General features: G+C 58.8%; 27 protein-coding genes. 14 read left to right on the forward strand and 13 right to left on the reverse strand.

Annotation, left to right across the window (positions count from 1 at the left end; translation table 11 throughout):
* The first annotated feature begins 17 nt into the window (after positions 1–17).
* From ACR0D6_RS11330 to ACR0D6_RS11345, 4 genes are read left to right on the forward strand one after another with little or no spacing between them, the layout of a single operon-like run.
* Positions 18–695 carry an ATP-binding cassette domain-containing protein gene (locus ACR0D6_RS11330; protein WP_170654902.1) on the forward strand — a complete coding sequence of 226 codons (678 nt, stop codon included), beginning with the start codon at positions 18–20 and terminating at the stop codon, positions 693–695.
* Positions 692–1,591 (forward strand): cell division protein FtsX, encoded by a 900-nt coding sequence (locus tag ACR0D6_RS11335; protein WP_480765568.1) that lies wholly within the window; start codon positions 692–694, stop codon positions 1,589–1,591. The genes ACR0D6_RS11330 and ACR0D6_RS11335 overlap by 4 nt, the downstream gene beginning before the upstream one ends.
* Positions 1,591–2,331 carry a lysophospholipid acyltransferase family protein gene (locus ACR0D6_RS11340; RefSeq protein ID WP_480765569.1) on the forward strand — a complete coding sequence of 247 codons (741 nt, stop codon included), beginning with the start codon at positions 1,591–1,593 and terminating at the stop codon, positions 2,329–2,331. The genes ACR0D6_RS11335 and ACR0D6_RS11340 overlap by 1 nt, the downstream gene beginning before the upstream one ends.
* Positions 2,318–2,923 carry a pyridoxamine 5'-phosphate oxidase family protein gene (locus ACR0D6_RS11345; protein WP_480451519.1) on the forward strand — a complete coding sequence of 202 codons (606 nt, stop codon included), beginning with the start codon at positions 2,318–2,320 and terminating at the stop codon, positions 2,921–2,923. Before ACR0D6_RS11340 ends, ACR0D6_RS11345 begins: the two co-directional genes overlap by 14 nt.
* Before the next feature lie 15 nt (positions 2,924–2,938).
* Here the strand turns inward: ACR0D6_RS11345 and ACR0D6_RS11350 are convergent, their stop codons facing one another.
* The 12 genes from ACR0D6_RS11350 to mdh form a co-directional block, all read right to left on the reverse strand.
* Positions 2,939–3,787 carry a tellurite resistance TerB family protein gene (locus ACR0D6_RS11350; RefSeq protein WP_480765570.1) on the reverse strand — a complete coding sequence of 283 codons (849 nt, stop codon included), beginning with the start codon at positions 3,785–3,787 and terminating at the stop codon, positions 2,939–2,941.
* Between the two features lie 163 nt (positions 3,788–3,950).
* Entirely contained in the window at positions 3,951–5,339 is a 1,389-nt protein-coding gene (gene lpdA, locus ACR0D6_RS11355; protein WP_480765571.1) for a dihydrolipoyl dehydrogenase, read from the reverse strand.
* Between the two features lie 74 nt (positions 5,340–5,413).
* Entirely contained in the window at positions 5,414–5,683 is a 270-nt protein-coding gene (locus ACR0D6_RS11360) for a hypothetical protein (protein WP_170654668.1), read from the reverse strand.
* 1 nt (position 5,684) lies between these two features.
* The gene (gene odhB / locus ACR0D6_RS11365; RefSeq protein ID WP_480765572.1) at positions 5,685–7,202 is read right to left on the reverse strand and encodes a 2-oxoglutarate dehydrogenase complex dihydrolipoyllysine-residue succinyltransferase; all 1,518 of its coding nucleotides are present in this window, start codon (positions 7,200–7,202) and stop codon (positions 5,685–5,687) included.
* Positions 7,203–7,205: 3 nt separating this feature from the next.
* Entirely contained in the window at positions 7,206–10,163 is a 2,958-nt protein-coding gene (locus ACR0D6_RS11370; protein WP_480765573.1) for a 2-oxoglutarate dehydrogenase E1 component, read from the reverse strand.
* A 39-nt stretch (positions 10,164–10,202) separates the two neighbouring features.
* On the reverse strand, positions 10,203–10,937 hold the full coding sequence (locus ACR0D6_RS11375) for a sulfotransferase family 2 domain-containing protein (RefSeq protein ID WP_480765574.1): 735 nt from the start codon (positions 10,935–10,937) through the stop codon (positions 10,203–10,205).
* Positions 10,938–10,949: 12 nt separating this feature from the next.
* Positions 10,950–11,504, reverse strand: coding sequence for a DUF805 domain-containing protein (locus tag ACR0D6_RS11380; protein WP_480765575.1), 555 nt, complete (start codon positions 11,502–11,504; stop codon positions 10,950–10,952).
* Positions 11,505–11,595: 91 nt separating this feature from the next.
* Positions 11,596–12,357, reverse strand: coding sequence for an alpha/beta hydrolase family protein (locus tag ACR0D6_RS11385; protein WP_480765576.1), 762 nt, complete (start codon positions 12,355–12,357; stop codon positions 11,596–11,598).
* On the reverse strand, positions 12,354–13,235 hold the full coding sequence (gene sucD / locus ACR0D6_RS11390; protein WP_058278790.1) for a succinate--CoA ligase subunit alpha: 882 nt from the start codon (positions 13,233–13,235) through the stop codon (positions 12,354–12,356). Before sucD ends, ACR0D6_RS11385 begins: the two co-directional genes overlap by 4 nt.
* Positions 13,236–13,319: 84 nt before the next feature.
* Positions 13,320–14,513, reverse strand: a complete 1,194-nt coding sequence (sucC, locus tag ACR0D6_RS11395) for an ADP-forming succinate--CoA ligase subunit beta (protein WP_170654678.1) — start codon at positions 14,511–14,513, stop codon at positions 13,320–13,322.
* Between the two features lie 364 nt (positions 14,514–14,877).
* Positions 14,878–16,185: a Hint domain-containing protein gene (locus ACR0D6_RS11400; protein ID WP_480765577.1), complete on the reverse strand. Its 1,308-nt coding sequence runs from the start codon at positions 16,183–16,185 to the stop codon at positions 14,878–14,880.
* A gap of 428 nt (positions 16,186–16,613) precedes the next feature.
* Positions 16,614–17,576 (reverse strand): malate dehydrogenase, encoded by a 963-nt coding sequence (gene mdh, locus ACR0D6_RS11405; protein WP_480765578.1) that lies wholly within the window; start codon positions 17,574–17,576, stop codon positions 16,614–16,616.
* Positions 17,577–17,735: 159 nt separating this feature from the next.
* Here mdh and ACR0D6_RS11410 point away from each other — a divergent pair, with 159 nt between their 5' ends.
* Positions 17,736–18,491 (forward strand): sulfite exporter TauE/SafE family protein, encoded by a 756-nt coding sequence (locus ACR0D6_RS11410; protein ID WP_480765579.1) that lies wholly within the window; start codon positions 17,736–17,738, stop codon positions 18,489–18,491.
* Here the strand turns inward: ACR0D6_RS11410 and ACR0D6_RS11415 are convergent.
* The gene (locus tag ACR0D6_RS11415) at positions 18,488–18,793 is read right to left on the reverse strand and encodes a hypothetical protein (RefSeq protein WP_480765580.1); all 306 of its coding nucleotides are present in this window, start codon (positions 18,791–18,793) and stop codon (positions 18,488–18,490) included. The genes ACR0D6_RS11410 and ACR0D6_RS11415 overlap by 4 nt on opposite strands.
* Before the next feature lie 180 nt (positions 18,794–18,973).
* Here ACR0D6_RS11415 and ACR0D6_RS11420 point away from each other — a divergent pair, with 180 nt between their 5' ends.
* From ACR0D6_RS11420 to ACR0D6_RS11460, 9 genes are all read left to right on the forward strand, one after another.
* Positions 18,974–19,831 carry an HpcH/HpaI aldolase/citrate lyase family protein gene (locus ACR0D6_RS11420; RefSeq protein ID WP_480765581.1) on the forward strand — a complete coding sequence of 286 codons (858 nt, stop codon included), beginning with the start codon at positions 18,974–18,976 and terminating at the stop codon, positions 19,829–19,831.
* 7 nt (positions 19,832–19,838) lie between these two features.
* Positions 19,839–20,393, forward strand: a complete 555-nt coding sequence (locus ACR0D6_RS11425) for an NnrU family protein (RefSeq protein ID WP_480765582.1) — start codon at positions 19,839–19,841, stop codon at positions 20,391–20,393.
* A gap of 12 nt (positions 20,394–20,405) precedes the next feature.
* Positions 20,406–20,612 carry a DUF1737 domain-containing protein gene (locus ACR0D6_RS11430; protein WP_480451495.1) on the forward strand — a complete coding sequence of 69 codons (207 nt, stop codon included), beginning with the start codon at positions 20,406–20,408 and terminating at the stop codon, positions 20,610–20,612.
* Complete coding sequence (locus ACR0D6_RS11435) at positions 20,612–21,640, forward strand: MaoC family dehydratase (protein ID WP_480765583.1); 1,029 nt, start codon at positions 20,612–20,614, stop codon at positions 21,638–21,640. The genes ACR0D6_RS11430 and ACR0D6_RS11435 overlap by 1 nt, the downstream gene beginning before the upstream one ends.
* Positions 21,641–21,728: 88 nt before the next feature.
* Positions 21,729–22,391: a DUF1194 domain-containing protein gene (locus ACR0D6_RS11440; protein WP_480765584.1), complete on the forward strand. Its 663-nt coding sequence runs from the start codon at positions 21,729–21,731 to the stop codon at positions 22,389–22,391.
* A gap of 212 nt (positions 22,392–22,603) precedes the next feature.
* Positions 22,604–22,990: a succinate dehydrogenase, cytochrome b556 subunit gene (gene sdhC / locus ACR0D6_RS11445; protein ID WP_170654698.1), complete on the forward strand. Its 387-nt coding sequence runs from the start codon at positions 22,604–22,606 to the stop codon at positions 22,988–22,990.
* 12 nt (positions 22,991–23,002) lie between these two features.
* The gene (sdhD, locus tag ACR0D6_RS11450) at positions 23,003–23,374 is read left to right on the forward strand and encodes a succinate dehydrogenase, hydrophobic membrane anchor protein (RefSeq protein WP_480765585.1); all 372 of its coding nucleotides are present in this window, start codon (positions 23,003–23,005) and stop codon (positions 23,372–23,374) included.
* A gap of 18 nt (positions 23,375–23,392) precedes the next feature.
* Complete coding sequence (gene sdhA, locus ACR0D6_RS11455; protein WP_480765586.1) at positions 23,393–25,198, forward strand: succinate dehydrogenase flavoprotein subunit; 1,806 nt, start codon at positions 23,393–23,395, stop codon at positions 25,196–25,198.
* A gap of 12 nt (positions 25,199–25,210) precedes the next feature.
* On the forward strand, positions 25,211–25,990 hold the full coding sequence (locus ACR0D6_RS11460; RefSeq protein ID WP_170654704.1) for a succinate dehydrogenase iron-sulfur subunit: 780 nt from the start codon (positions 25,211–25,213) through the stop codon (positions 25,988–25,990).
* Positions 25,991–26,020 lie beyond the last annotated feature (30 nt).

The following is a 26,020-nucleotide window of genomic DNA, read 5'->3' on the forward strand; positions in this document are numbered from 1 at the left end:
AACCAAAGGGGGCAGGTGTGATCGAGCTGGAAAACGTCAGCTACAGCTACGGCGGAGGGGAGTTGCTGAGCAACGTTTCGATGCAGTTAAAGCCCGGCTCGTTTCATTTTCTGACCGGCCCGTCCGGGGCCGGAAAGACCACGCTTCTCAAGCTCTGTTATGGTGCATTGTTGCCCACCGCGGGGCGGCTGAGCGTCTTTGACGAAAACGTCGCCGGACTGGACCGGGACCAGATGGCCGTGCTGCGCCGCCGGATCGGGGTGGTGCATCAGGACTGCCGCTTTCTCGATCACATGACGGTGGCCGAAAACGTCTCGCTGCCGCTGATGGTGTCGGGGCGCGGAGTGGCCGACGAACAGGACAACCTGAACGAATTGCTGCAATGGGTGGGGCTGGGTGCCCGGCTGGACGCGCATCCGCCTGAACTGTCCGGTGGTGAACGACAGCGCGCGGCGCTGGCCCGTGCGGTCATCCTTTCGCCGGATGTGGTGCTGGCTGACGAGCCGACCGGCAATGTGGACTGGGACATGTCGCAGCGGCTGTTGCGCCTGCTGGTCGAGCTGAACCGGATGGGCAAGACCGTATTGATCGCAACCCACGACCTGAGCCTGATCCGCGCTGCAAAAAGCCAGATTCAGGCGCGCGTTCTGCGTATCTCGCAGCGGCGCCTGCAACTGGCGGGGGCAGACCTGTGAGCAAGGGCGACATCCGCAATCTGCTGCATGCAGATAAACGCGCCGACCGGGTGGTGCCGCCAACCGGGATCACGGCGCAGTTAACTCTTTTTGTGTCGGGGGCTATGGCCTTTCTGGCCGTTTTTGCGCTGGCACTTTCGATTGCGTCTGGCCGTCTGGCCGACCGCTGGGCCTCAGAGCTTGCGGGCGCCGCGACATTGCGTATCAATGCGCCCGCCGATCAGCGCGCAGCACAGACCGAGACGGCGCTGAAGGTTCTGCAGCAAACCCCCGGCGTTGCCTCGGCCCGGGCGCTGACAACCGAAGAACAGGCCGCGTTGTTGGCCCCGTGGTTCGGCCCCGACCTGCCGCTTGACACCCTGCCGGTTCCCCAGTTGATCGAGATTACCGAAGGTGAGCCGGGCATCGACACCATGGGTCTGCGCCTGCGGCTTGGGGCCGAGGTTCCGGGCGCCGTGCTGGACGATCATACGCGCTGGCGCGAACCTCTGGTGGATGCCGCCATCTCGCTCAGGCGTGTGGGCCTGATCTCGATCCTGCTGATTGGCGGGGCCACTGCGGCAATGATCACGCTGGCGGCCAATGCCTCGCTGGCTGCGAACGCGCAGGTGATCGAGGTGTTACGCCTGATCGGGGCAAAAGACCGCTTCATCGCCGGCGCTTTCGTGCGCCGCTTTACCTATCGCGCCCTATTCGGTTCTGCCGTCGGAACGCTGTTTGGCATGACCGGCGTGCTGCTGCTGCCCGAGGCAACAGATGCGGGCGGGTTTCTGACCGGTCTTGGGTTTCAGGGCATCGGCTGGGTTCTGCCCGCTCTGATCCCTCTGTTGGGTGCAGTCGTGGCGTTTTTCGCCACATGGAACGCGGCACGCCGCAAGTTAAAGGAGCTTTCGTGATGGCCCTGGCAATTCAGTGGGTGCGGTCGCTTATTTTCACGACCCTGATGTACGTCTGGATGTTGTTTCTGGGGCTTCTGTTTGCGCCTTATGCACTGGTCACCAAAAGAGGCGCCCTGCAGGCATGCAAGCTGTACGCGCGCAGTACGATCTGGCTGGCGCGATGGATGGTCGGCATCCGCAGCGAGGTGCGCGGGCCGGTCCCGACCGGTGAGGTGATGATCGCGGCGAAACACCAGTCGTTCTTTGACATTCTGATCATTTTCGACGCCGTACCGCATGCCAAATTCATCATGAAACGAGAGCTTTTGTGGACACCCATCATCGGCATCTACGCCAAGCGGCTCGGGTGCATTCCCGTCGACCGAGGCAGGAAGGGTGCAGCGATCGCAAAGATGGTCAAGGACGTCGCCCGCGAATTCTCTGAACCCGGCCAGCTTGTGATCTACCCGCAGGGAACCCGGGTCGCACCGGGGGTGAAGAAACCCTATAAGGTCGGTACCGCCGTTCTGTACGAAGGGCTTGAAAACCCCTGTGTTCCGGCGGCGACAAATGTTGGGGTTTTCTGGCCCAGAACCGGCATCCTGCGCAAACCCGGCCACGCGATTGTGGAATTTCTCGAACCGATCGCACCGGGGGTCCGCAAAAACGATTTCATGGCACGGCTCGAGGATATGGTCGAGACGCGCTCGAACGAACTGATGCGCGAAGTGGGGTTTGATCCGGATGCAGTTCATTGAAGATATCGCGGCGCTTGAGGCGCTTTATGGTTCCCCGGGCGCTCCGGCCCTGCGCAAGGTGGCCCGCCGCCTGACACCGCTTTATCGGCAATGGATCATGGCCTCTCGCATTTGCGTGCTCAGCACGGTCGGACCGGAAGGCGTCGATGGCAGCCCGCGCGGCGACGATGGGCCGGTGGTGCTCGAGCTTGACCCGGGCACGCTGGCCTTGCCGGACTGGCGCGGCAACAACCGGCTGGATTCCCTGCGCAACATCGTGCGTGACCCGCGCGTCGCGCTGATGTTCATGGTGCCCGGATCGAACAACGTGGTGCGTTTGAACGGCAGGGCGCGTCTGACCGCGGACGAGGCATTGCGCGATCGGTTTGAAAAGAACGGAAAACGCCCTGCGACCGTGATCGTGATCGAGATCGAAGAAATCTACACACAATGCGCCCGTGCCCTCATCCGGGCAAAAACATGGGCGGGCGCGGATGAAAGTCCGCAGTTGCCAACCGTCGGTGAGATACTGGCCGAAATGACAGACGGAGAAGAAGGCGGCGCGCGCTATGATCAGGAATGGGGTGCACGCGCAGCAAAGACGATGTGGTAGGATTGTCGGCTCGGTTTAAGCGGGCGCGGCGGTGATGGACTGGAAGATCGACCTGACCTCATCCGCGCCGATCTTCAGCCCGTTGGCCAGTTTCTGAACAAACTCCATTTCGCGTTTGTCCAGATCGCCATCCGCGCCGATGACCATCAGAACGGCCCGTATGACCAGCCGTTTCTGATCCGCACTCAAACCCTTTCCGAATGCTGCGAATTGCAGATCGGTCGGCTTGGCCTCGGCCAGATCGTACATGCGGCGGATGCGGGCTTCGTCGAAGGTTTCCCCGGTCATTTGCATGGCGATATTGGCCATCAGGGCAATTTCATTTTCGTCCAGCCTGCCGTCCGCCTTTGCGGCGTGGCACATGGCATCCATGGCCTTAACCGCAGCGGGCACAGCGCCCTTCATTTCCGCGGTACGCTTGTTTGTTCTTGCAGTGCGGCCTGCCCATTTGACCCCCACAAACCCCACCAACAGCACAATTACCGCCAACCCCCAAAAGCCGGAGATCATGTCATTCATCGACATCGCGGGTTGATCTGGCAGGTCCTTCGGAATGTCGCCAAGCGCCTTTCCCTGTGCCATTTCAGTGGCTGTAACAGCATAATATCCGTCAGTCTCGCATTTGTTCGCGGCCAGCGAATACCCCTTGGAACTGCGCCAGACACCTGCATACATGACGTGAGTTTTCTTGGTCAGATGACACAACGACAGATGCTGTCCGGAATTATCGGTGATCTGCGTGTCCGCAACAAAACTCATCTGCTCGGACGTGCCCCAGACCGCTCCGCCGCGCCGGGCCTGTGCTTCGTCGCCGAAGAAAATGGTAAAGGTAATCGTTGCTGCGCATAAAATCAGAAACCGCATTGGTGCCTCAATAATTGATTTGTGAAAACGGCGATCCCAGTTTCAATTCAGGGTCGCTACAACTTTGGCAGTTCAACCCTAGGGAGAGCAAAATTGAGGCTGATTGGCGTCAACAAAAAGGCAAGCCATTTGGCCTGCCTCTTCAGGTTTCTATTTGCGGTCGTCAGCTGTGAATCGGGCCGTCGCCGCAGGCCAAGGCTGCCTCGCGCACAGCCTCGGAGTAGGTCGGATGTGCATGGCAGGTCAGGGCCAGATCCTCGGCGGATGCGCCGAACTCCATCGCGACACAGACCTCGTGAATCAATTCACCCGCTGCCGGGCCGATGATATGCGCCCCCAGAATGCGGTCGGTTTCCTTGTCGGCGAGGATTTTAACGAACCCGTCCGGGGCCAGCGTGGCCTTGGCCCGACCGTTGCCCATGAACATGAACTTGCCCACCTTGTAGGCGCGCCCCTGTTCCTTGAGCGTCTGTTCCGTCTCACCCACATTGGCCACTTCGGGCGCGGTGTAGATCACGCCGGGAATGACGCCATAGTTTACATGACCATGCTTGCCCGCCACCTGTTCCGCGGCGGCCATGCCCTCGTCTTCGGCCTTGTGCGCCAGCATCGGCCCCTCGGTCACGTCGCCGATGGCATAGATGCCGGGAACATTGGTCTGCCAGTCGGCGCCGACCTTGATCTGGCCATGTTTGGTCATCTCGACACCCAAAGCATCCAGCCCCAGACCCTCGGAATAAGGGCGGCGACCGGTGGCCAGCAGAACGCTATCAGCGTCGATGACATGCTCGCTGTCATCCTTGCGCAGCTTGTAGGTCACCTTGGCCTTGGTTTTGGTCGCTTCGGTCTTTTGCACCGCCGCGCCCATGATGAACTTCAGGCCCTGCTTCTTGAGGATGCGCTGAAAGGTCTTCTGCACCTCGCCATCCATGCCGGGTGTAATCACGTCGAGGAATTCGATCACCGTCACCTCGGCGCCCAGACGACTATAGACCGAGCCCAGCTCCAGCCCGATCACGCCCGCGCCGATCACGACCATCTTCTTCGGAATCTTGCCCAGCTCAAGCGCGCCCGTCGAGGTAACGACTACCTTTTCGTCAACATCCACACCGGGCAGCGAGGCCGCTTCGGACCCGGATGCGATGATGATATTCTTGGCTTCGTGAACTTCGTCACCCACCTGAACCTTGCCGGCGGCAGGGATCGATCCCCAGCCCTTGATCCAGTCGATCTTGTTCTTCTTGAACAGAAACTCGATGCCCTTGGTGTTGCCTTCGATCACTTCGTTCTTGTAGGTCAGCATCTGTTTCCAGTCGACCGAAGGGGTTTTCCCCTTCAGACCCATCTTGGCAAAGTTGTGCTCGGCCTCATGCAACTGGTGGCTGGCATGCAGCAGCGCCTTGGACGGGATGCAGCCGACGTTCAGGCAGGTGCCGCCCAGCGTCTCGCGCCCCTCGACAACGGCGGTTTTCAACCCCAGTTGCGCGCAACGGATCGCACAGACATAGCCGCCGGGCCCGGCGCCGATTACGATGACGTCATAGTTAGCCATTATACTCTCCTAAATCGACCGGGTTGACCGGTGTCTGCAGGATCCGATCTTGCCGGATCACTGCACGTCGTTCTTCAAACAGGTTCCAGCAGCTTGATCGAGATATGCGCAATACCGCCGCGTTCGTGATGCATCGACAGTTCCTCGGAACCGAAAAAGGCCCGGGCCTTGTCCAGATCCGTGACCTCGAACATGGCGATCGCGTGATCCTTCTGATCGGGATCACGCCAGACGTGCAGGTCGCGGATACCCGCGGCCTTGCGCATCGGCTTGTCCTCGCGGAACACTTTCAGCCAGACATCGAAATCGGCCACATCGGCCTGCCAGAGTACATGTGTCGCCATTTTACAGATCCATCAGCAGGCGGCGCGGATCTTCCAGCGCCTCTTTCACGCGGACAAGGAAGGTCACGGCACCTTTGCCGTCAACGATCCGGTGATCATAGGACAGGGCCAGATACATCATCGGGCGAATCTTGATCTCGCCGTTGATGACCATCGGGCGGTCCTGAATCTTGTGCATGCCCAGAATGCCGGATTGCGGCGGGTTCAGGATCGGCGAAGACATCAACGAGCCGTAGACGCCACCGTTCGAGATGGTGAAGGTGCCGCCCTGCATCTCGGCCATGCTCAGCTTGCCTTCGCGGGCGCGCTTGCCTTTTTCGGCGATGGCCTTCTCGATGGCTGCAAAGGACATCGCATCGGCATCGCGGATCACCGGCACCACCAGACCCTGTGGGGTCCCGGCGGCAACGCCCATATGCACGAAGTTCTTGTAGACGATGTCGGTGCCGTCAATCTCGGCGTTGACTTCGGGAACCTCTTTCAGCGCATGACAGCAGGCCTTGGTGAAGAAGGACATAAAGCCCAGACGCACGCCGTGCTTCTTTTCGAACTGGTCCTTGTACTGATTGCGCAGGGCCATCACCTCGGTCATGTCCACCTCGTTATAGGTGGTCAGGATGGCTGCGGTGTTCTGGGCGTCCTTCAGACGCTTGGCGATGGTCTGGCGCAAACGGGTCATGCGCACGCGTTCTTCGCGCGCCGCATCCTCGGCGGCGACTGGTGCACGCGGGGCCTGTGCCGCAGGGGCGGGTGCCGCCGCTGCAGGCGCCGGAGCCGTGGCCGCTGCGACGGCTTTTGCCACGTCTTCTTTCATGATGCGTCCGTCGCGTCCTGTTCCGGTTACCTGATCCGCAGACAATCCGGCCTCGGCCATGGCCTTTTCCGCCGATGGTGCGTTGGCCACATCCTTGGCGGCGCCAGTGGCAACCGCAGGCGTAACCGCTGCTGCGGGGGCCGCAGGAGCCGGGCTTGCGCCCGATGCGGCGCCCGAAATCACTGCCAGTTTGGCCGATGCATCCACCGTTGTGCCTTCGGGGGCCACAATCTCGGCCAGGACACCCGCCGAAGGGGACGGAACCTCGACCGAGACCTTGTCGGTTTCCAGCTCACACAGCATCTCGTCCTGCGCCACGCTGTCGCCGACTTTCTTGAACCATGTCGAAACGGTCGCCTCGCTGACCGATTCACCCAGTGTCGGCACCATCACGTCGATGCTGCCACCTGCCGGGGCTGGCGCAACCGTCGGTTCAGGCGCCGCAGCAGGCGCCGGTGCAGCCCCTTCTCCGGCGGTTATGGTGGCCAGCAGGGCGTTGACACCCACGGTCTCGCCTTCGGCGGCGACAATCTCACCCATGACACCGGCGGCGGGCGAGGGTACCTCGACCGTTACCTTGTCGGTCTCCAGCTCACAGAGCATCTCATCAACCGCAACGGCGTCGCCGGGTTTCTTGAACCATGTCGCAACCGTGGCTTCGGTTACCGACTCGCCAAGCGTGGGAACACGAACTTCAATCGTCATCGCTTACTTTCCTTCGATGCTCAGCGCTTCGTTGACGAGCGCTTCTTGTTGGGCTTTGTGCTGGCTGGCCAGACCCGTCGCGGGCGAGGCCGAAGTTGCGCGACCCACGTAGCGGGGTCGTTTGTAATCGGCGCCGATGCGGGTCAGCACCCATTCGATATTGGGCTCGATAAAGGTCCAGGCCCCCTGATTTTTGGGTTCTTCCTGACACCAGACCATCTCGGCCCCTTTGAAGCGCTCAAGCTCGTTGATCAGCGAGTGCGCCGGGAAAGGATAAAACTGCTCGATCCGCATCAGATAGACGTCGTCGATACCGCGCGCGTCGCGTTCTTCCAGCAGGTCGAAATAGACCTTGCCGGAACACATCACCACGCGCTTGATCTTGTCGTCCTTGACCAGCTTGGTGTCCGAGTTGCCTTTCTGCGCGTCATCCCACAGCACCCGGTGGAAACTGGACCCGGTGGTGAAATCCTCGGCCGTGCTGACGGCCAGCTTGTGACGCAGCAGCGATTTGGGCGTCACCAGGATCAGCGGCTTGCGGAAGGTCCGGTGCAACTGACGGCGCAAGATGTGGAAGTAGTTTGCAGGCGTCGTGCAGTTCGCCACGATCCAGTTGTCCTGCCCGCACATCTGCAGATAGCGTTCCAGCCGCGCCGAGCTGTGTTCGGGACCTTGTCCCTCAAAGCCGTGCGGCAGCAGACAGACCAGACCGGACATGCGCAGCCACTTGCTCTCGCCCGAACTGATGAACTGGTCGAACATGATCTGCGCTCCGTTGGCGAAATCGCCGAACTGCGCCTCCCACAGGACCAGCGCGTTGGGTTCCGCCAGCGAATATCCGTATTCAAAGCCCAGCACCGCATATTCGCTGAGCATCGAGTCGATCACCTCGTAATTCGACTGCCCCGCGCGAATGTTGTTCAGCGGATAATACCGTTCTTCGGTTTCCTGATGGATGAACCCGGAATGACGCTGGCTGAAGGTACCGCGCGTTGCGTCCTGTCCGGCCAGACGCACCGGATATCCCTCGGTCAGCAATGACCCAAAGGCCAGCGCCTCACCTGTGGCCCAGTCAAAGCCCGTACCGCTGTCGAACATCTGCTTCTTGTGATCCAGCAGACGGCCCACGGTCTTGTGCAGGGCATACCCCTCGGGTGCGCGGGTCAGCGACGTCCCGACCTCGGCAAGTGTCTCCGGCGTGATTGCGGTTTCGCCGCGCACATATTCTTCTTTGCTCTTGTCCATGTGCGACCAGCGACCGTCCAGCCAATCGGCCTTGTTCGGCTTGTAGTCCTTTCCAGCCTCGAACTCGTCGTTCAGATGTGCCTGGAACGCGGCCTTCATGTCCTCGATCTCGCCCTCGGGGATCAGGCCGTCCTTAACCAGCCGCTCGGTATACAGGCTCAGCGTGGTCTTATGGGTCTTGATCTTCTTGTACATGATCGGGTTGGTGAACATGGGCTCGTCGCCCTCGTTATGACCGAACCGGCGATAGCAGAAGATGTCGATAACCACGTCCTTGTGGAACTTCTGACGGAACTCGGTCGCCACCTTCGCCGCGTGCACGACCGCTTCGGGGTCGTCGCCGTTCACGTGAAAGATTGGTGCCTCGACCATCAGCGCGATATCGGTCGGGTAGGGGCTGGAGCGGCTGAAATGCGGCGCGGTGGTGAACCCGATCTGGTTGTTCACCACGATATGCATCGTGCCGCCCGTCTTGTGCCCGCGCAGGCCCGACAGTCCGAACCCTTCGGCCACCACACCCTGTCCGGCAAAGGCCGCATCCCCGTGAAGCAGGATGCCCATGACCCGGGTGCGGTCACTGTCTTTTTTCTGATCCTGCTTGGCGCGGACCTTGCCCAGTACGACCGGGTTGACCGCCTCGAGGTGCGACGGGTTGGCCGTCAGCGACAGGTGCACGGTGTTGCCGTCAAACTCGCGATCGCTGGACGCACCCAGATGATACTTCACGTCACCCGATCCATCGACCTCTTCCGGTTTGAAGCTGCCGCCCTGAAACTCGTTGAAAATGGCGCGATAGGGCTTGGCCATCACGTTGGCCAGAATGTTCAGACGCCCGCGGTGCGGCATCCCGATCACGATATCCTCAAGACCCAGCGCACCGCCGCGCTTGATGATCTGTTCCATCGCGGGGATCAGCGCCTCGCCGCCATCCAGACCGAACCGCTTGGTGCCCATGTATTTGACATGCAGGAACTTCTCGAACCCTTCGGCCTCGACCATCTTGTTCAGGATGGCCTTGCGCCCCTCGCGGGTGAACGAGATTTCCTTGCCATATCCCTCGATCCGTTCTTTCAGCCAGGCGGCCTGTTCGGGATCGGAAATATGCATGTACTGCATTGCGAAAGTGCCGCAATAGGTACGTTTCACGATCTCGACGATCTGCCGCATGCTGGCCATCTGCAGGCCCAGCACGTTGTCGATAAAGATCGGGCGATCCATGTCCCCGTCGGTAAAGCCATAGGTCTTTGGATCAAGCTCGGGGTGCGGTGTGGTCGCGCGCATGCCCAGCGGGTCCAGATCGGCAACCAGATGGCCCCGGATGCGATAGGCCCGGATCAGCATCAGCGCCCTGATCGAATCCAGTACCGCGCGTTTGATCTGTTCGTCGCTGACCGTAACGCCTGTTGCGGCGGCCTTGTCCCTGATCTTGGTGCCGGCAGCCTTGGCGTCGACCTCGGCCCATTCGCCGGTCAGTGCGCCCGTCAGGTCATCGCTTGGCATCGGCGGCCAGTCGGCGCGTGCCCATGACGGCCCTTCGGCCTCTTTGCGCACATCCGGTTCGGCATCCCCCATGGCCTTGAAGAACTCGGCCCAGGCGGCATCCACTGCGCCGGGGTCCTTGGCGTACTGGGCGTACAACTGCTCCAGATATTCGGCATTGTGCCCCTGCATAAAGCTTGAGGCATGAAAGGCAGAGTTGGGCGTTTGTTCGGTCATTGTGGGACCTCGAATGGGTAGGCGGTTACGTTTCTGATTTCAGTTTTGCGGGTGGTCCGGATAATCCAGAGCCTCAAAGACCCAGTCCATCTTTCGCCGCACGACTTCTATCGTTTCCGGGTCGAAGTAATCGGACACAGGGATATCCTTTCGTCGTTCGCTCATTGACTTCTCATGAGGCAGATCAAAGCTGTTCTCCGCCAGCCCAAAGCCAGCATAGGTTTCATTCAGGTCGGAAAGCAGATGTTCTTTTCGAATAAATCGATTGATGATCAACTTGTCGTCGACCGACACGATTTCCCAATCGTTGCTCCAGTTTTCTGACAGGATGAAAGCTCTGAATTGTTTGAATTCTGTACTTGCGTCCTCAGACGGAAGGTTTCGCCGATGCTTCCTGAAGTGAAACTGTGAAACCGCCCGGTCAAACGGATCTCTCACGTTTGCGATCTTTGTGTAGGACTCGAATGTCCTGCGCCCCAGGTTTTCTTTGACCTCCTGGGCAGGCATGTGATTGCGCCATGGGTGGTTGCGCCAGAAATGCCATTTTGGCCGCCGCCGGTCCGATACCTCTCCTCTGGCGCCCACTATCCCATATCTGGAAGTACGGACCTCTCCAGGTTGCAAAACACCCAGACCAGGCTCTTCGCACAAAGGCTGCAAAGCCTTTTCCGCCGAAGTACCCGCCGTCTTTGTCGTCTTCAAATATATGAAGCGGTGTTCATAACAAACGAGAACCATTTCACTGATCCTTCCCGATGTACGATTGATCGGCATCTACTTTACTCATTAACTCGAACTCGGCCGTTGGGATTCATTGGATGGGTTGGGACCGTATTGATTGGCACCTGGCTGGCTGGGTCGCGTCAGCCACCAAAGCACCAGAAGGGGCGACACAAACAGAACCAGCAGTGTCGGAATAACCACCAGCAGCGTTGCTCGGGTCAGAAGGATATCCATCGTGCCGCCGTGGAACTGGCTGGCGATGCCGATACCAAATATCAGGACCGCAAATGCACCAACCATCAGCAGGATCGGCAGCAAGGCAAAAATCCCACTGCGCCCGGTGTCGTGCATCCGGCGGAAGGCCACGGCCAGATGCGGGACGAAGACGATCAGCCCCACGATGCTTTGGACAGGGCGCGAGGACGTGGCGGTGACGGATTTCACCTCATCGGTTTCGGCTACCGAGACCTGTGTGAAGAACTGCCAGTCGATAATCCCGGCGATGATGTTCCAGATCACGATGAACAGGAAAAAGAACCAGTATTCTGGGCGGGCAGCGCGCCCCGAAAAGGTGAAGAACTTGGCGAAGCAGGTGCGGACGGCGTCGGAGAAGGTCATTGAACGCACCCTCTCAGTTGGCCTGTGAATACAAGATCCACGCACCGGAATGCGCGGAATATGGTATGCAACTGACCGCACGCCATCCTTGTTATCTAACCTCACCGTTTACAACTTTCAGGACCGTGCCCTGAAGTGCATTGAAGTTGTGTCCGGCACCGCGCACGGTCACCAGTTTCGCATTAAGACCGCGCGATGCCGCCTTGCTCACATAGTCCTCGCTGAGTACCGGAAACGTGTTGTTATCTTCAGTCCCTACGACGAGCGTAATGCGCGTTCCGCTGGCGATTTTTTTGACCTGTTTGTGCGGCGACTGACTGCCGCTTTTTGTCCAGGCGGATCGTCCGCGCATGTTGCGCCATTTCGAGATGTCGCAGGGGCAGGACACAAGTACTGCACTGTCAACCAATCCCGGGGCCAACCCCAGAACGCCGCCGACCTGCGCCGCGCCTCCGGAATGTCCGACGGCAACAACTTTGCTTGTTCCGACCTGCTGCGCCATGGCCTGAATGGTCTGAGCAACCAGGCCGTTGTTTCGCTTTGTATAGTGATCGCGGCGATTGTTGTTGGACCCTTTGGACTTCAATCCGGACCCGTCCCCGTATCCCGGCCGCAACAGGGCAAGCACAGTAACACCCGGGTTGGCTGACGCGACTTTCGAGGCAATGTTGTAATGGTAGTTGGCCGGTCCGCCACTGCTGACATCCCCATGAAGCACAACGACCAGAGCCTTATTCCCTGATCCAAAAACCTTGCCCTGAAGAGGGCCGGGAGATTGCGCAAAGGCAAATGCCGAAAAGGCGACCCAAAGCAGGGCCGCCAAGCTTAGACGTAATCCGGCCAGCCGGCTCATCCAATCGCTTCCAGAACAGCCTCACCCAGCTGCGCCGGGCTTTCGGCCACGACGATGCCGGCACTGCGCATGGCTTCGATCTTGTCCTCGGCACCACCCTTGCCGCCGGCGACGATCGCGCCCGCGTGGCCCATGCGGCGGCCCGGAGGGGCTGTGCGGCCTGCGATGAAACCGGCGGTCGGTTTCTTGCGGCCTTTCTTGGCCTCATCCGCCAGGAACTGCGCGGCCTCTTCCTCGGCCGAGCCGCCGATCTCACCGATCATGATGATGGACTCGGTTTCGTCATCCGCCAGGAACCATTCCAGCACGTCGATATGCTCGGTGCCTTTGATCGGGTCGCCGCCGATGCCCACGCATGTGGATTGGCCCAGACCCACATCGGTGGTCTGCTTGACGGCCTCATAGGTCAGGGTGCCCGAACGCGACACAACGCCGACCGAGCCACGCTTGTGGATGTGACCGGGCATGATGCCAATCTTGCAAGCGTCGGGCGTGATGACACCGGGGCAGTTCGGGCCGATCAGGCGCGATTTGCTGCCTTCCAGTGCACGCTTCACCTTCATCATGTCCAGAACCGGGATACCTTCGGTGATGCAGACGATCACTTCCATCTCGGCATCAATCGCTTCGAGGATCGAGTCAGCCGCAAAGGGCGGCGGCACGTAGATCACGCTGGCATTGGCTTCGGTCACATGCTTGGCTTCGTGAACCGAGTTGAACACGGGCAGGTCAAGATGGGTCATCCCGCCTTTGCCAGGCGTCACGCCGCCGACCATCTTGGTGCCATAGGCGATGGCCTGTTCGCTGTGGAATGTGCCCTGCGAGCCGGTAAAGCCCTGACAGATCACTTTGGTATTTTCGTCGATGAGGACTGCCATCTGGCGTTCTCCTATTTTAGGCGGGCCGCGGCCTGCCAGAATTCTTCGGAAAGGTGAGCCGAAGCCCACCCCACGGAATTGGGATTAGCCTTTGACGGCCTTCACGATCTTCTCGGCACCGTCTTTCAGGTTGTCCGCCGCGATCACGTCCAGGCCAGAGGTGTTGATGATCTCTTTGCCCTTTTCGACATTCGTGCCTTCCAGACGCACGACCAGCGGCACCTTCAGGCCGACCTCTTTAACCGCGGCGACAACGCCCTCGGCGATGACGTCACAGCGCATGATGCCGCCGAAGATGTTGACCAGAATGCCTTTGACCTGCGGGTCCGAGGTGATGATCTTGAACGCTTCGGTCACTTTCTCTTTGGTCGCGCCACCGCCCACGTCGAGGAAGTTGGCAGGCTCGGCACCGTACAGCTTGATGATATCCATCGTCGCCATCGCCAGACCCGCGCCGTTGACCATACAGCCGATCTCGCCATCCAGCGCGATGTAGTTCAGGTCGTATTTCGACGCTTCCAGTTCTTTGGGGTCTTCCTCGGTAGTGTCACGCAGCTCGGCAATATCCGGGTGGCGGTAGACCGCGTTGCCGTCAAAGCCGACCTTGGCGTCCAGTACCTTCAGGTCGCCGCCGTCGGACACGATCAGCGGGTTGATTTCCAGCATCTCCATATCCTTCTCGATGAAGGCATTGTAGAGCTGGTTCATCAGCTTGACGCATTGCTTGACCTGAGCACCTTGCAGGCCCAGCGAAAACGCGATGCGGCGACCGTGATAGGGCTGATAACCTGTCGCGGGATCGACCGAGAAGGACAGGATTTTCTCGGGCGTGGCTGCGGCCACCTCTTCGATGTCCATGCCGCCTTCGGTCGAGCAAACGAACGAGATGCGGCTGGTCTGACGATCCACCAGAAGGGCCAGATACAGTTCGCGTTCAATCCCCGAACCTGCTTCGATGTAAATACGGTTGACCTGCTTGCCGACCGGGCCGGTCTGATGGGTGACCAGCGTGCGGCCCAGCATCTTTTTGGCTTCCTCGGCGGCTTCCTCGACCGATTTGGTCAGGCGCACGCCTCCTTTTTCCCCGGCGTCGGCTTCCTTGAACGACCCCTTGCCGCGCCCGCCCGCATGAATCTGTGCCTTGACCACCCAAAGGGGGCCGTCCAGTTCACCGGCAGCCGTCTTCGCCTCTTCCGCGCGCAGAACAACGCGGCCATCCGAGACCGGAGCCCCATAGCTGCGAAGAAGGGCTTTGGCCTGATATTCGTGAATGTTCATCGAAATTGTCCCGTCTGACTACGATTACACCGATATAGGCGTGTCTAGGGATCAAGTTTAAAGGGTTTTTTGACGTGTAACGGTTTTTTGTCGAAGATTTTTCATATTTGTGATCACGGGTTTTTGGGGTGTGATCACAAAACTGAACTTGCACGCAAATGATTCGAAATTTGCAGGCAAGCAGGGAAAAACGCATCCAAAAAAGACGTTTGCGCCAACATTACCGACGTTGAGCGCGAAGACCGCAACTTAGCATATTTGCTGAATGACCCAAGCCACCGGTCATGGCCGATGTCAATCGGCGCCGGGATTTGCGAAAGCCATCAAGAACAGGCGCCAGAGATGCAATCACACTTCCGAATTATCAGCTTTCGGCCTGCGCCATATCCACCAGCGGTTTTTCGTTGGTCTGATGCCGCGCTACGAACTTGCTCAGCCTGCGCCGATCCGGGACAACTTTTGCCGTTGCGGTCAATAACCCTTGCGTCTCGGCATCCGGAAAAATGGCCCGAATCTCGTCCAGCGCGTCCTGCCCAAGCGTTTTGCGCGCCTCTTCCCCCAACAACAACGTTTCGCTGGGCAAACCGTTCGCGAATACGACCTCGTGGCGCTGGCACAGGAAATGGACGTATGTGACACAGTTGGCATTTGTGTCGACGCAGACACCGGGAAGATCGGTTAGCTTCACCGCCGGAATCAGAATTTCACGGTCGCCGAACATACGTTCAGCTATTGGGGACCGGGCCATGACGCGGTGCTGTCTTGAAACATGCAGATCGGTTTTGGGGTACCCTTCTCCAAGCGCATCTGCATGAATGACGATCGGGCGAAGGTTGGGCCTTGCCTGCAACTCGTTTGCGTGAATTGTTCGGGCATTGATCCAACGTATCGTTTGCGGCCCGTTGTCCAAGGTCAGGACTTCGTCACCGGGTGCAAGATTTTCCACAGGTACAGGCCCGCTTGGGGTTTCGATCAGGGTTCCTGCGGAAAAGCAAACGGTATTGGCTGTCAGATCCACATCGTCGATGTAAACCTCACCAGCGTTTCCGCCGGTTCTTCCGCCCATGACGAAATCCCAGCCATCCTGGCTGGTGGTTATCCATTCGTTACCCGGAATGGAGCCGCTGACGGTGTCGGGACCAAAACTGGCCGTTACGTTTCCAGAGGCATCGACGCTGACTGAAAAATCTGCAGCAGCAGGCGAGCTCATGTCACTGACCGAGGTGGAGCCGATGACCGCGCCGTTCCAACGGATTTCAATCACATTGCCTGAATAGCCCGCGGTTCCCCAGTTAAAGGGGGCAAGGCGAATGGAAAGCCCGGTTGAAACCCCCTGTTCCTCGGTCGAGCTCAGCGATGCCGGGTCGCCAAGGTTAAAAGTCAAGCCGTCGGATTCGCCATCGCCCCAAGGGCCGGGCGCGGTTGTGAAATCCAACGTCATATTGGCGTCGAAATGGTTCACCCGTTCCGATCCGGTGAGGTTGGCGTTGAGGTCCAGCCGGTTTTCCTCACCCTGTCCCGAATAAAAGACAAATTCATTGTCGCCATCGCCAGAATTGGGCGAGTTGAGAACCCCCAGATTGGTACCGTTTGTTCCGTATTCCGTGGCGCCGTTAAGATTGTCGCCGTCGCCGTCGGGATCAAATGTATTGGTGTATGTAAAGGTTCCCAAACCAATCGTTCCTTGTTTCAAGCGAAAATCAATAGATCACTCGGGACTTGTCCAAAGTCGCCGAGGCTATCTACGGAAATTGTGGCAAAATTCTAGTTGTGATGGGCAAAAAAGCATTAAATTACAAATGTTTACGTAACGTAATGCCTTGGGTTCCAGTTGATATTTTTCTTGCCCGTTCATTTGGTTTGAGCAGCAGTAAATCAAAAGCCGACGTGCTGAGGTGGTTTGATTAGTCCTTGCTAGTAAATACCACTCCTGTCGCCCGATGCCGGGCCAAGGCAAAGACCCGAGGGATCAAGGCCAATGACTTTCTGTTCAGCGCTGATTTATCAAAAAAGAAGCCCCGTCAAAATTCTGACGGGGCTTCGAAATATCAATGCTTGTCACGTGGACCGGCGTAGGTTCACGATAAATCGTTGACCTGTTTAGCTCAGCGAGCTGTCGATGCCTTTGCAGGCCTCGATCAGGCCCTTCACGGCGTTGACCGAGTTGTCGAAGCCGGCCTGTTCTTCTTCGTTCAGCTTGATGTCAACGATACGCTCGATGCCGCCCGCGCCGATCACGGTGGGTACGCCCACATACATGCCTTCGACGCCAAGTTCGCCATCACAATAGGCGGCACAGGGCAGAACGCGTTTCTGATCTTTCAGATAGGCTTCGGCCATTTCGATGGCCGAGGTTGCGGGGGCGTAGAAAGCCGAACCAGTTTTCAGCAGGCCAACGATCTCGGCGCCGCCGTCACGGGTGCGCTGCACGATGGCGTCCAGCTTTTCCTGTGTGGTCCAGCCCATCTCGACCAGATCCGGTAGCGGGATGCCCGCAACGGTCGAATAGCGTACCGACGGCACCATGGTGTCGCCGTGGCCGCCCAGAACAAAGGCAGTGACGTCGCGCATGGACACGTTGAACTCTTCCGACAGGAAATGTGCGAACCGGCCCGAATCAAGAACGCCGGCCATGCCGCAGACCTTGTTGTGTGGCAGGCCCGAGAACTCACGCAGGGCCCAGACCATCGCGTCCAGCGGGTTGGTGATGCAGATGACAAACGCATCCGGGGCGTTGGCAGCGATGCCTTCGCCGACTGATTTCATCACTTTCAGGTTGATGCCCAGCAGGTCGTCGCGGCTCATCCCTGGTTTGCGGGGCACACCTGCGGTCACGATGCAGACGTCGGCACCAGCGATATCCTCGTAGGACTGGGTGCCTTTCAGCTTGGCGTCAAAGCCTTCGGACGGACCGGATTCGGCGATATCAAGCGCCTTGCCCTCCGGGGTGCCCTCGGCGATGTCGAACAGGACAACGTCACCAAGTTCTTTCATAGCTGCGAGGTGGGCGAGCGTGCCGCCGATCTGACCTGCGCCGATCAGCGCGATCTTGGGTCTGGCCATTTGGAATCTCTCCGGTCGGTTTTGAAATCGCGATTTTGCTAGTCGCTAAAACGGCATTGCGCAAGGGTTCCGCGACGCGGCATGCGACCGCATACCGTTTGCGCCTGTCCGGCCGATTGCGCTAAAGGTCCTGAGAAACCGGGGTTTCGGGGCCGCCGCATGTTCGAATTGGATCTGACGTTTTTTGCTGTGGCGATCCCCGCTGTGATCTTTGCGGGTATCTCCAAGGGCGGGTTCGGTTCAGGCGTGGCCTTTGCCTCGGCCTCGATTCTGGCGCTGATACTTGAACCCGGACAGGCGCTTGCGCTGATGCTGCCGATCCTGATGATCATCGATCTGGCCACACTCCGCCCTTACTGGAAACGCTGGAGCTGGCCCGACGCCCGCCTGCTGATGTTGGGGGCGGTGCCGGGGGTGGCGCTGGGCGCGTGGCTCTATCGTGTAACTGATGCCGACCTGCTGCGCCTGTTGATCGGCGGCATTTCCGTCGGGTTCGTCCTCTGGCACTTGGCACAATCCCGCGGCTGGATGAAACCTGCCGCGCGCCGCCTGCCAGCAGCCGCGGGCCTGTTCGCCGGGCTGGTTGCCGGTTTTACCAGCTTTGTCAGCCATGCCGGTGGCCCGCCCGCCGCTGTCTACCTCTTGTCACAACGCCTGTCGAAAACTCAGTTTCAGGCGTCCACCGTTCTGGTCTTCTGGGCCGTCAACATCGCCAAGTTCATCCCCTATGCCTATCTGGGCATGTTTACCTGGCACACTGCCCTTGCCGATCTGCTGCTGGCGCCCTTTGCCGTTCTGGGCGCGTGGCTGGGCGTTCGCGCCCACTGGATGGTGTCCGAACGTCTGTTTTTCGGCATCGCCTATGTGCTGCTGACACTCACCGGCACCAAACTGATCTGGGATGCGCTGAGCTAGACGTTGGGCGGCAAGCCCTCGGCAAGCGCCTCATACCCCTGACCCGAGGCGATCAGGCAGGATGTTCCATCCGGCAAGGTCACAACAATTGTCCAGCTGCCGGTCCCCTCGGATGCAAAAACCTCCATCACCGCACCTTGCCGGGCCATGCCGATACCCCGGCGTGTCTCGCCATAAGTCTCGGCCAGCCTTTGGATCACATCCGCGCGCGGCGCACAATTGCGGGATTGAGCGTTCAGCTGCTGCGCCGCCAACACCATGATCCCCAGCCCCATGGTCATCTTGAAAACTGTCTTCTTCATCTGCGGCCCCTTCTTTCATCCGATGCTCAAAAGGGTGCCGCACTCCTTGCGAAATACCGTTAAGGCGGCGTGCGTTGCGCCGCCTGCAGCGTCAAATGCTGCATCGCGGCGATTTTGCGCTTGAACTTTCCGGCAAAAAATGCCCCATTCCGCGCAACTTTATTTCTCTGGGAGAAGCCAATGGACCCGCGCCAGCGCCCCTATCGTTCCGTTCTTTACATCCCCGCCTCGAAAGAGCGGGCGCTGGACAAGGCCCGTAACCTGCCGGTCGATGCGATTATTTTCGATCTGGAAGATGCAGTTGCAGCGGACGAAAAGGACAACGCGCGGGAAACTCTCAAGGCTGCACTGGCGACCGGTGGATATGGTGAACGTGTCAGGATCGTGCGAATCAACGGGCTGGACACCGAATGGGGTCGCGCCGATGCCGAGGCCGTGCGCGATATGAACGCCGATGTCGTCTTGCTGCCCAAGGTCAGCTCCGCCGCGGATGTAGACGCGCTGGCGGCCATCACCGGCGATCTGCCTATCTGGGCCATGATGGAAACGCCGCGCGGGATGCTGAATGCGGCTGAAATTGCCGCCCATCCGCTGATGGCCGGGTTTGTCATGGGAACAAACGATCTTGCCAAGGAACTGCAAACCCGCTTCCGCCCTGATCGCTTGCCGATGATGGCCTCGCTTGGTCTGTGCCTTCTGGCCGCCAAGGCCGAGGGGCTGATTATCATCGATGGCGTCTACAACGCCTTCAAGGATGATGAGGGGCTGGCCGCCGAATGCGCGCAGGGCCGCGACATGGGTTTTGATGGCAAAACCCTGATCCATCCGGCCCAGGTCGAGGTCACCAACGCCGCCTATGCCCCCTCGGATGCCGAGATCGATCTGGCCCGCCGTCAGATCACTGCCTTTGAAGAGATAGAGGCGCAGGGGCAGGGGGTTGCCGTTGTCGATGGCAAGATCGTTGAAAACCTGCACGTTGTAACTGCCCGCGAAATTCTGGCAAAAGCAGAAGCGATAGTAGCTTTGCAAGCGGGGTAAGCCAGCAATGGGCTTTGTTCTGTTAATTCTGGGTGTGGCACTTTGGTGGGCCGCGCATCTTTTCAAACGTGTGATGCCTGAACAGCGTGCCGCAATGGGCAACGCGGCCAAGGGCGTTGTCGCGCTGGCGCTGGTGGCGTCGATCCTGCTGATGATTTTCGGCTATCGCATGACCGATTTCATCTACGTCTGGTCGCCACCGCCCTTTATGATTCACATCAACAATCTGCTGGTGCTGATCGCCATTTATTTGATGAGCCCCGCCGGGCAAAAGGGGCGTCTGCTGAACGGAATGCGCCATCCGATGCTTGCGGGTTTCAAAACATGGGCTTTTGCGCATTTGCTGGTGAACGGTGATCTGGCCTCGATCGTCCTGTTCGGCGGGTTGCTGGCATGGGCCGTGGTCGAAGTGATCGTGATCAACAGGTCTGAACCCGACTGGACCCCGGGAGAGCCCGGAACATATGGCAAGGATGCCATGTTCTTCGGGGCCTCAATCGTGCTGATGGGTATCATCGGCTTTATCCATTGGAAGCTGGGTTATTGGCCCTTTGGCGGTTAAGGAACTGACATCATGGCAAAACTCTATCGGTTGCTAACGGAAGAAGACACCTCGGCCTTCTGTCACAAGGTTTCGGACGCGCTGGCAAAAGGGTGGGAGTTGCACGGCTCTCCTTCGTATGCATTCGACCCGGCCAACAACGTGATGCGCTGCGCGCAGGCGGTAACCAAAGAGGTTAAGGCCGACTACTCACCCGAAATGAAACTGGGACAGCAATAATGGCGAAAACAAATCCGGGCCACTTTTTCGAGGACTACTATGTCGGGCAGGTCCTGCACCATGCGGTGCCGCGCACCGTAACCGATGGCGAGCGCGCGCTTTACCACGCGCTCTATCCCGCGCGCCATGCGCTCTACTCCTCGGACGAGTTCGCCCGGAATTGTGGCCTGCCGCAAAGTCCCATCGACGATCTGGCCGCATTCCACGTTGTGTTTGGAAAGACGGTCCCGGATATATCCCTCAACGCGGTCGCCAATCTTGGCTATGCCGAAGGGCGCTGGCTGAAACCGGTTTATCCCGGCGATACGCTTCGGTCCGAATCCGAGGTGATCGGCCTCAAGCAGAATTCCAACGGCAAGACCGGCGTTGTCTGGGTCCGAACCCGGGGTCTGAACCAGCGCGACGAGGTGGTGATCGAATATGTCCGTTGGGTGATGGTGCGCAAATCGAACCTCGACGCCCCCGCGCCGGACACCGTTGTGCCCGAACTGAAAAAGGCGCTGGATCCGCAGGATCTGGTGGTGCCGCAGGGGCTCGATTTCTCGAAGTACAGCTTTGTACAATCCGGAGAGTCGCACCGCTGGGATGATTACAAAACGGAAGAAACGATCGATCACATCGATGGTGTGACCGTGGAAGAGGCCGAGCACATGCTGGCGACCCGTCTATGGCAGAACACCGCCAAGGTGCATTTCGACCTGACCTTCCGCCCCGATGGCCGCCTGATCTACGGCGGCCACGTCATCTCGATGGCGCGGGCACTATCTTTCAACGGGTTGGCAAATGCGCAGATGATCGTCGGCCTTAACGGTGGCGCCCATGCAAACCCCTGTTTCGCAGGCGACACCATTAAGGCCTGGAGCGAAGTACTGGACAAGGCCGAAACGGATGTGCCGGGCGTCGGAGCAATCCGTCTACGACTGGTTGCAACCAAGGGCGGTGACCCGTTTGTGCTGCGCTCGGATGACGGTAAATACAGTCCCGATGTTCTGCTCGATCTGGATTATTGGACGCTTATGCCCATGTAATAAAGGGCTTTTTAGCCCGCGGCACAGTCATTGTACCACCTGACATTCATGTGATCGCAGACGCCATATTTCATGCTAGTCTGCGATCATGAAAGCTCTGCGTTGCCTTGCTGTGTCCCTATGCCTCGCGCCTCCAGCGGCGGCCTGCGATCTGGCCTTGGCATTGGCAGTGGACGTGTCGGGGTCGGTGGATTCCAATGAGTTTCGAATACAGATGGACGGCCTGGCTGAGGGATTGCGTGATCCGGTTGTCTCCGAGGCTTTGGTTCGGTCAAACGCGCGCCTGATGCTGGTGCAATGGACCGGCGCATCGCGACAACAGATCACCATTCCTTGGACCCATATCGACAGCTTTGACAGGCTCGAAACCTTCGCACAGCAAGTTGCGCAGGACCCAAGGATCTGGCGAAACTTCTCCACCGCGATAGGAGAAGCCCTTGAAACCACGATACCTGCGTTTGAAGAGGTTCAGGAATGCGACAGGCATCTGATTGATATCTCAGGAGACGGCATTTCAAATGAAGGGATCGAGCCCGCCAAGCTGCGCCAATCCCTGCGCAGTCACGGCATCACGGTGAATGCAATTGCAATTGAAGAAAGTGAGCCGGACCTTACGGCGTATTTCTTCGAGAATGTCATAGTCGGAGAAGGGGCATTTGTTGTTTCAGCGGCGGGTTTCCGGGATTATCCTGAGCGCATCCGTAAAAAATTGCTGCGTGAGGTCACGCAGCAAACCGCTGGTCTGCGCTGAATTCTAGATTCGTGATCACAAGTGCGCGACGTTGATATCGCTCACATAGTTAGCCTGGCCACTGGTTTGTGATCACATGATCATTTTGCGTGATCACATAACTTCGATATCTGTAGACATGCGTCAATTTTCGCTTCTTTTTGCACTTGCAGCGCGTGACAGTGTCGCAAAATGCGGTAAAACGTTCGGTAGCCAACCGGAAAGGAGCCACCATGGCCGATGTGAATCGGGGCAATCGCCCGCTCTCACCACACCTGACGATTTATCGTCCTCAGCTGACCTCGGTCACCTCCATCCTGACCCGGATCACTGGGAACGCGCTGATCGTTGCCGCTCTGCTGATCGTTTGGTGGTTCCTTGCCGCTGCAACTTCACCCGAAGCTTACGCCTTTGCCAATGGGGTCATCACTTCAGTCTTGGGCGATCTGGTCATGGCGCTGTCGCTTTGGGGTATCTGGTATCACACGCTGGCAGGTGTCCGGCATCTGATCTGGGACAATGCCATCGGGCTAGACATCCCAACCGCGTATAAGCTGGGCTGGGCGGTGGTGATCGGATCGTTCATCCTGACCATCCTGACCCTTCTGATTGTCGCATAACGGAGGCGGACGATGCGTTATTTAACTGACCGCAAACGCGCTGTTGGCATGGGCTCGGCCAAGTCCGGGACCGCTCATTTCTGGGCCATGAAGGTCAGCTCGGTGGCTTTGCTGATCCTTGTGCCCTTGTTTGTCTTCACGTTCGGACCCGTTCTGGGCCAACCGTATGACGTGATGCTGGATTATTATTCGCGACCATTCCCGGCTATCGTGGCCGCGCTGACCCTGATCGTTGGCTTCAAACATTTCGCTGACGGGGCGCAGGTGATGATCGAGGATTACGTGCATGGGCTCATGCAGAAGATACTGATCATTCTGGTGATCTGCTTGTCCTACGCCGCCGCTGCGACTGGCCTGTTCGCCATCGCGCGCATTGCCCTATAAAGACCGGAGCTGAAAGAAATGGCTGCTTACGAATACGAAACGCACGAATATGACGTGGTCGTGGTCGGCGCCGGTGGTGCGGGTCTGCGGGCCACGCTGGGCATGGCCGAACAGGGATTGCGTACTGCCTGTGTGACCAAGGTGTTCCCAACCCGTTCACATACCGTTGCTGCGCAAGGTGGTATCGCGGCGTCGCTGTCGAACATGGGTCCGGATAACTGGCAATGGCATATGTACGATACCGTGAAGGGATCGGACTGGCTGGGCGACACCGATGCGATGGAGTACCTCGCCCGCCACGCGCCCAAGGCTGTTTACGAACTGGAACACTATGGCGTTCCTTTTTCGCGCACCGAAGAGGGCAAGATTTATCAGCGTCCCTTTGGTGGCCACACGACCGAGTTCGGCGAAGGCCCTGCCGTTCAGCGCACCTGCGCCGCCGCCGACCGGACCGGCCACGCCATCCTGCATACGCTTTATGGCCAATCGCTGAAGAACAACGCCGAATTCTACATCGAGTATTTTGCCATCGACCTGATCATGTCTGACGATGGTCAGTGTCAGGGCGTCGTCTGCTGGAAGCTTGACGACGGCACCATGCATGTCTTCAACGCCAAGATGGTGGTGCTGGCGACCGGCGGCTATGGTCGCGCCTATTTCTCAGCCACCTCGGCCCACACCTGCACCGGTGACGGTGGCGGTATGGTGGCCCGTGCCGGGCTGGCCCTGCAGGACATGGAGTTCGTTCAGTTCCATCCAACCGGCATTTATGGCTCGGGCTGTCTGATCACCGAAGGCGCGAGGGGTGAGGGCGGTTACCTCACCAACTCGGAAGGTGAGCGGTTCATGGAGCGTTACGCGCCCCAGTACAAGGATCTGGCGCCACGCGACTATGTTTCGCGCTCGATGACGATGGAAATCCGCGAGGGCCGGGGGGTTGGTAAAGATGGTGATCACATTCACCTGAACCTCAGCCACCTGCCAGCCGAAGCGCTGCACGAGCGTCTGCCGGGTATTTCGGAATCGGCCAAGATCTTTGCCGGTGTTGATGTGACCAAGGAACCTATCCCGGTTCTGCCGACCGTGCACTACAATATGGGCGGCATTCCCACGAACTATTGGGGTGAGGTTCTGAACCCGGTTGCAGACAATCCGAACGCCATCGTTCCGGGACTGATGGCCGTGGGCGAGGCGGGTTGCGCATCTGTTCATGGCGCAAACCGTCTGGGTTCGAACTCGTTGATTGACCTTGTGGTCTTTGGCCGGGCGGCTGCCATTCGGGCGGGCAGGGTGGTGGACCCCGAGGCCCCGAACCCGGTGCTGAATCAGGCTTCGGTCGACCAGGCGTTCGACCGTTTTGATACCATCCGCAACGCCAGCGGTTCGATCCCGACCGCCGAGCTGCGGCTTGAGATGCAGAAAACCATGCAGGCGGATGCCGCTGTTTTCCGTACGGCGAAAACAATGGCCGACGGCGTTGAAAAGATGACGGCCATTGCGGCCAAGATGGATGACATCCAGGTTTCCGACCGCAGCCTGATCTGGAACAGCGATCTGATGGAAACGCTTGAGCTGACCAACCTGATGCCGAACGCGTTGGCCACGATCATCGGTGCCGAGGCGCGTAAGGAATCCCGTGGAGCCCACGCACACGAGGATTTCACCGAGCGCAACGATGAGAACTGGCGCGTTCACACGATCAGCCATATCGACGGCAACAAGGTCGACCTCAGCTATCGTCCGGTCATCGTTGACCCGCTGACCACCGAAGACGAAGGCGGCATCAGCCTCAAGAAAATCGCGCCCAAGGCGCGGACCTTCTAAGGAGAGGAACACATGGTACAACTGACCCTCCCGAAGAATTCGCGCATCACGACCGGCAAGACATGGCCCAAACCTGACGGTGCGACCAATGTCCGTAAATTCCAGATTTACCGCTGGAACCCGGATGACGGCCAAAACCCGCGCGTGGATACCTATTTCGTCGACATGGACGATTGTGGGCCGATGGTTCTGGACGCGCTCATCTATATCAAGAACAAGGTCGATCCGACGCTGACCTTCCGCCGGTCCTGTCGTGAAGGAATTTGCGGGTCCTGTGCGATGAATATCGACGGGATCAACACGTTGGCCTGCATTTATGGCATGGATGAAATCAAGGGTGATGTGAAAATCTATCCCCTGCCGCATATGCCGGTGGTCAAGGACCTGATCCCCGATCTGAACCATTTCTATGCTCAGCACGCCTCGATCATGCCGTGGCTGGAAACCAAGACCAACCGCCCAGCGAAAGAGTGGAAGCAGTCGATCGAAGATCGCAAGAAACTGGATGGGCTTTACGAGTGTGTGATGTGCGCCAGCTGTTCGACTTCGTGCCCCAGCTATTGGTGGAACGGCGACCGGTATCTTGGCCCGGCTGCGTTGTTGCATGCGTATCGCTGGATCATCGACTCGCGGGACGAGGCAACGGGTGAGCGTCTGGATCAGTTGGAAGACCCCTTCAAGCTCTATCGCTGCCACACCATCATGAACTGCGCCAAGACCTGCCCCAAAGGTCTGAACCCCGCAAAGGCAATTGCCGAAATCAAGAAGATGATGGTGGAACGGACCGTCTGAGCAAAAAAATGAAAAAGGCACTGGCCGCGT

It is taken from the genome of Ruegeria sp. BJ6 (assembly GCF_056537885.1).

Coding starts and splice junctions, on each gene's coding strand:
- ACR0D6_RS11380 (WP_480765575.1), bottom strand. CDS start 11,504: ATGACCTTCTCCGACGCCGTCCGCACCTGCTTCGCCAAGTTCTTCACC.
- ACR0D6_RS11430 (WP_480451495.1), top strand. CDS start 20,406: ATGGCAAAACTCTATCGGTTGCTAACGGAAGAAGACACCTCGGCCTTC.
- ACR0D6_RS11410 (WP_480765579.1), top strand. CDS start 17,736: ATGTTCGAATTGGATCTGACGTTTTTTGCTGTGGCGATCCCCGCTGTG.
- ACR0D6_RS11345 (WP_480451519.1), top strand. CDS start 2,318: ATGCAGTTCATTGAAGATATCGCGGCGCTTGAGGCGCTTTATGGTTCC.
- ACR0D6_RS11460 (WP_170654704.1), top strand. CDS start 25,211: ATGGTACAACTGACCCTCCCGAAGAATTCGCGCATCACGACCGGCAAG.
- sdhA (WP_480765586.1), top strand. CDS start 23,393: ATGGCTGCTTACGAATACGAAACGCACGAATATGACGTGGTCGTGGTC.
- ACR0D6_RS11420 (WP_480765581.1), top strand. CDS start 18,974: ATGGACCCGCGCCAGCGCCCCTATCGTTCCGTTCTTTACATCCCCGCC.
- sdhC (WP_170654698.1), top strand. CDS start 22,604: ATGGCCGATGTGAATCGGGGCAATCGCCCGCTCTCACCACACCTGACG.
- ACR0D6_RS11425 (WP_480765582.1), top strand. CDS start 19,839: ATGGGCTTTGTTCTGTTAATTCTGGGTGTGGCACTTTGGTGGGCCGCG.
- ACR0D6_RS11415 (WP_480765580.1), bottom strand. CDS start 18,793: ATGAAGAAGACAGTTTTCAAGATGACCATGGGGCTGGGGATCATGGTG.
- ACR0D6_RS11440 (WP_480765584.1), top strand. CDS start 21,729: ATGAAAGCTCTGCGTTGCCTTGCTGTGTCCCTATGCCTCGCGCCTCCA.
- ACR0D6_RS11350 (WP_480765570.1), bottom strand. CDS start 3,787: ATGCGGTTTCTGATTTTATGCGCAGCAACGATTACCTTTACCATTTTC.
- ACR0D6_RS11385 (WP_480765576.1), bottom strand. CDS start 12,357: ATGAGCCGGCTGGCCGGATTACGTCTAAGCTTGGCGGCCCTGCTTTGG.
- sdhD (WP_480765585.1), top strand. CDS start 23,003: ATGCGTTATTTAACTGACCGCAAACGCGCTGTTGGCATGGGCTCGGCC.
- ACR0D6_RS11375 (WP_480765574.1), bottom strand. CDS start 10,937: ATGCCGATCAATCGTACATCGGGAAGGATCAGTGAAATGGTTCTCGTT.
- sucD (WP_058278790.1), bottom strand. CDS start 13,235: ATGGCAGTCCTCATCGACGAAAATACCAAAGTGATCTGTCAGGGCTTT.
- ACR0D6_RS11340 (WP_480765569.1), top strand. CDS start 1,591: ATGGCCCTGGCAATTCAGTGGGTGCGGTCGCTTATTTTCACGACCCTG.
- odhB (WP_480765572.1), bottom strand. CDS start 7,202: ATGACGATTGAAGTTCGTGTTCCCACGCTTGGCGAGTCGGTAACCGAA.
- mdh (WP_480765578.1), bottom strand. CDS start 17,576: ATGGCCAGACCCAAGATCGCGCTGATCGGCGCAGGTCAGATCGGCGGC.
- ACR0D6_RS11370 (WP_480765573.1), bottom strand. CDS start 10,163: ATGACCGAACAAACGCCCAACTCTGCCTTTCATGCCTCAAGCTTTATG.
- lpdA (WP_480765571.1), bottom strand. CDS start 5,339: ATGGCTAACTATGACGTCATCGTAATCGGCGCCGGGCCCGGCGGCTAT.
- sucC (WP_170654678.1), bottom strand. CDS start 14,513: ATGAACATTCACGAATATCAGGCCAAAGCCCTTCTTCGCAGCTATGGG.
- ACR0D6_RS11360 (WP_170654668.1), bottom strand. CDS start 5,683: ATGGCGACACATGTACTCTGGCAGGCCGATGTGGCCGATTTCGATGTC.
- ACR0D6_RS11435 (WP_480765583.1), top strand. CDS start 20,612: ATGGCGAAAACAAATCCGGGCCACTTTTTCGAGGACTACTATGTCGGG.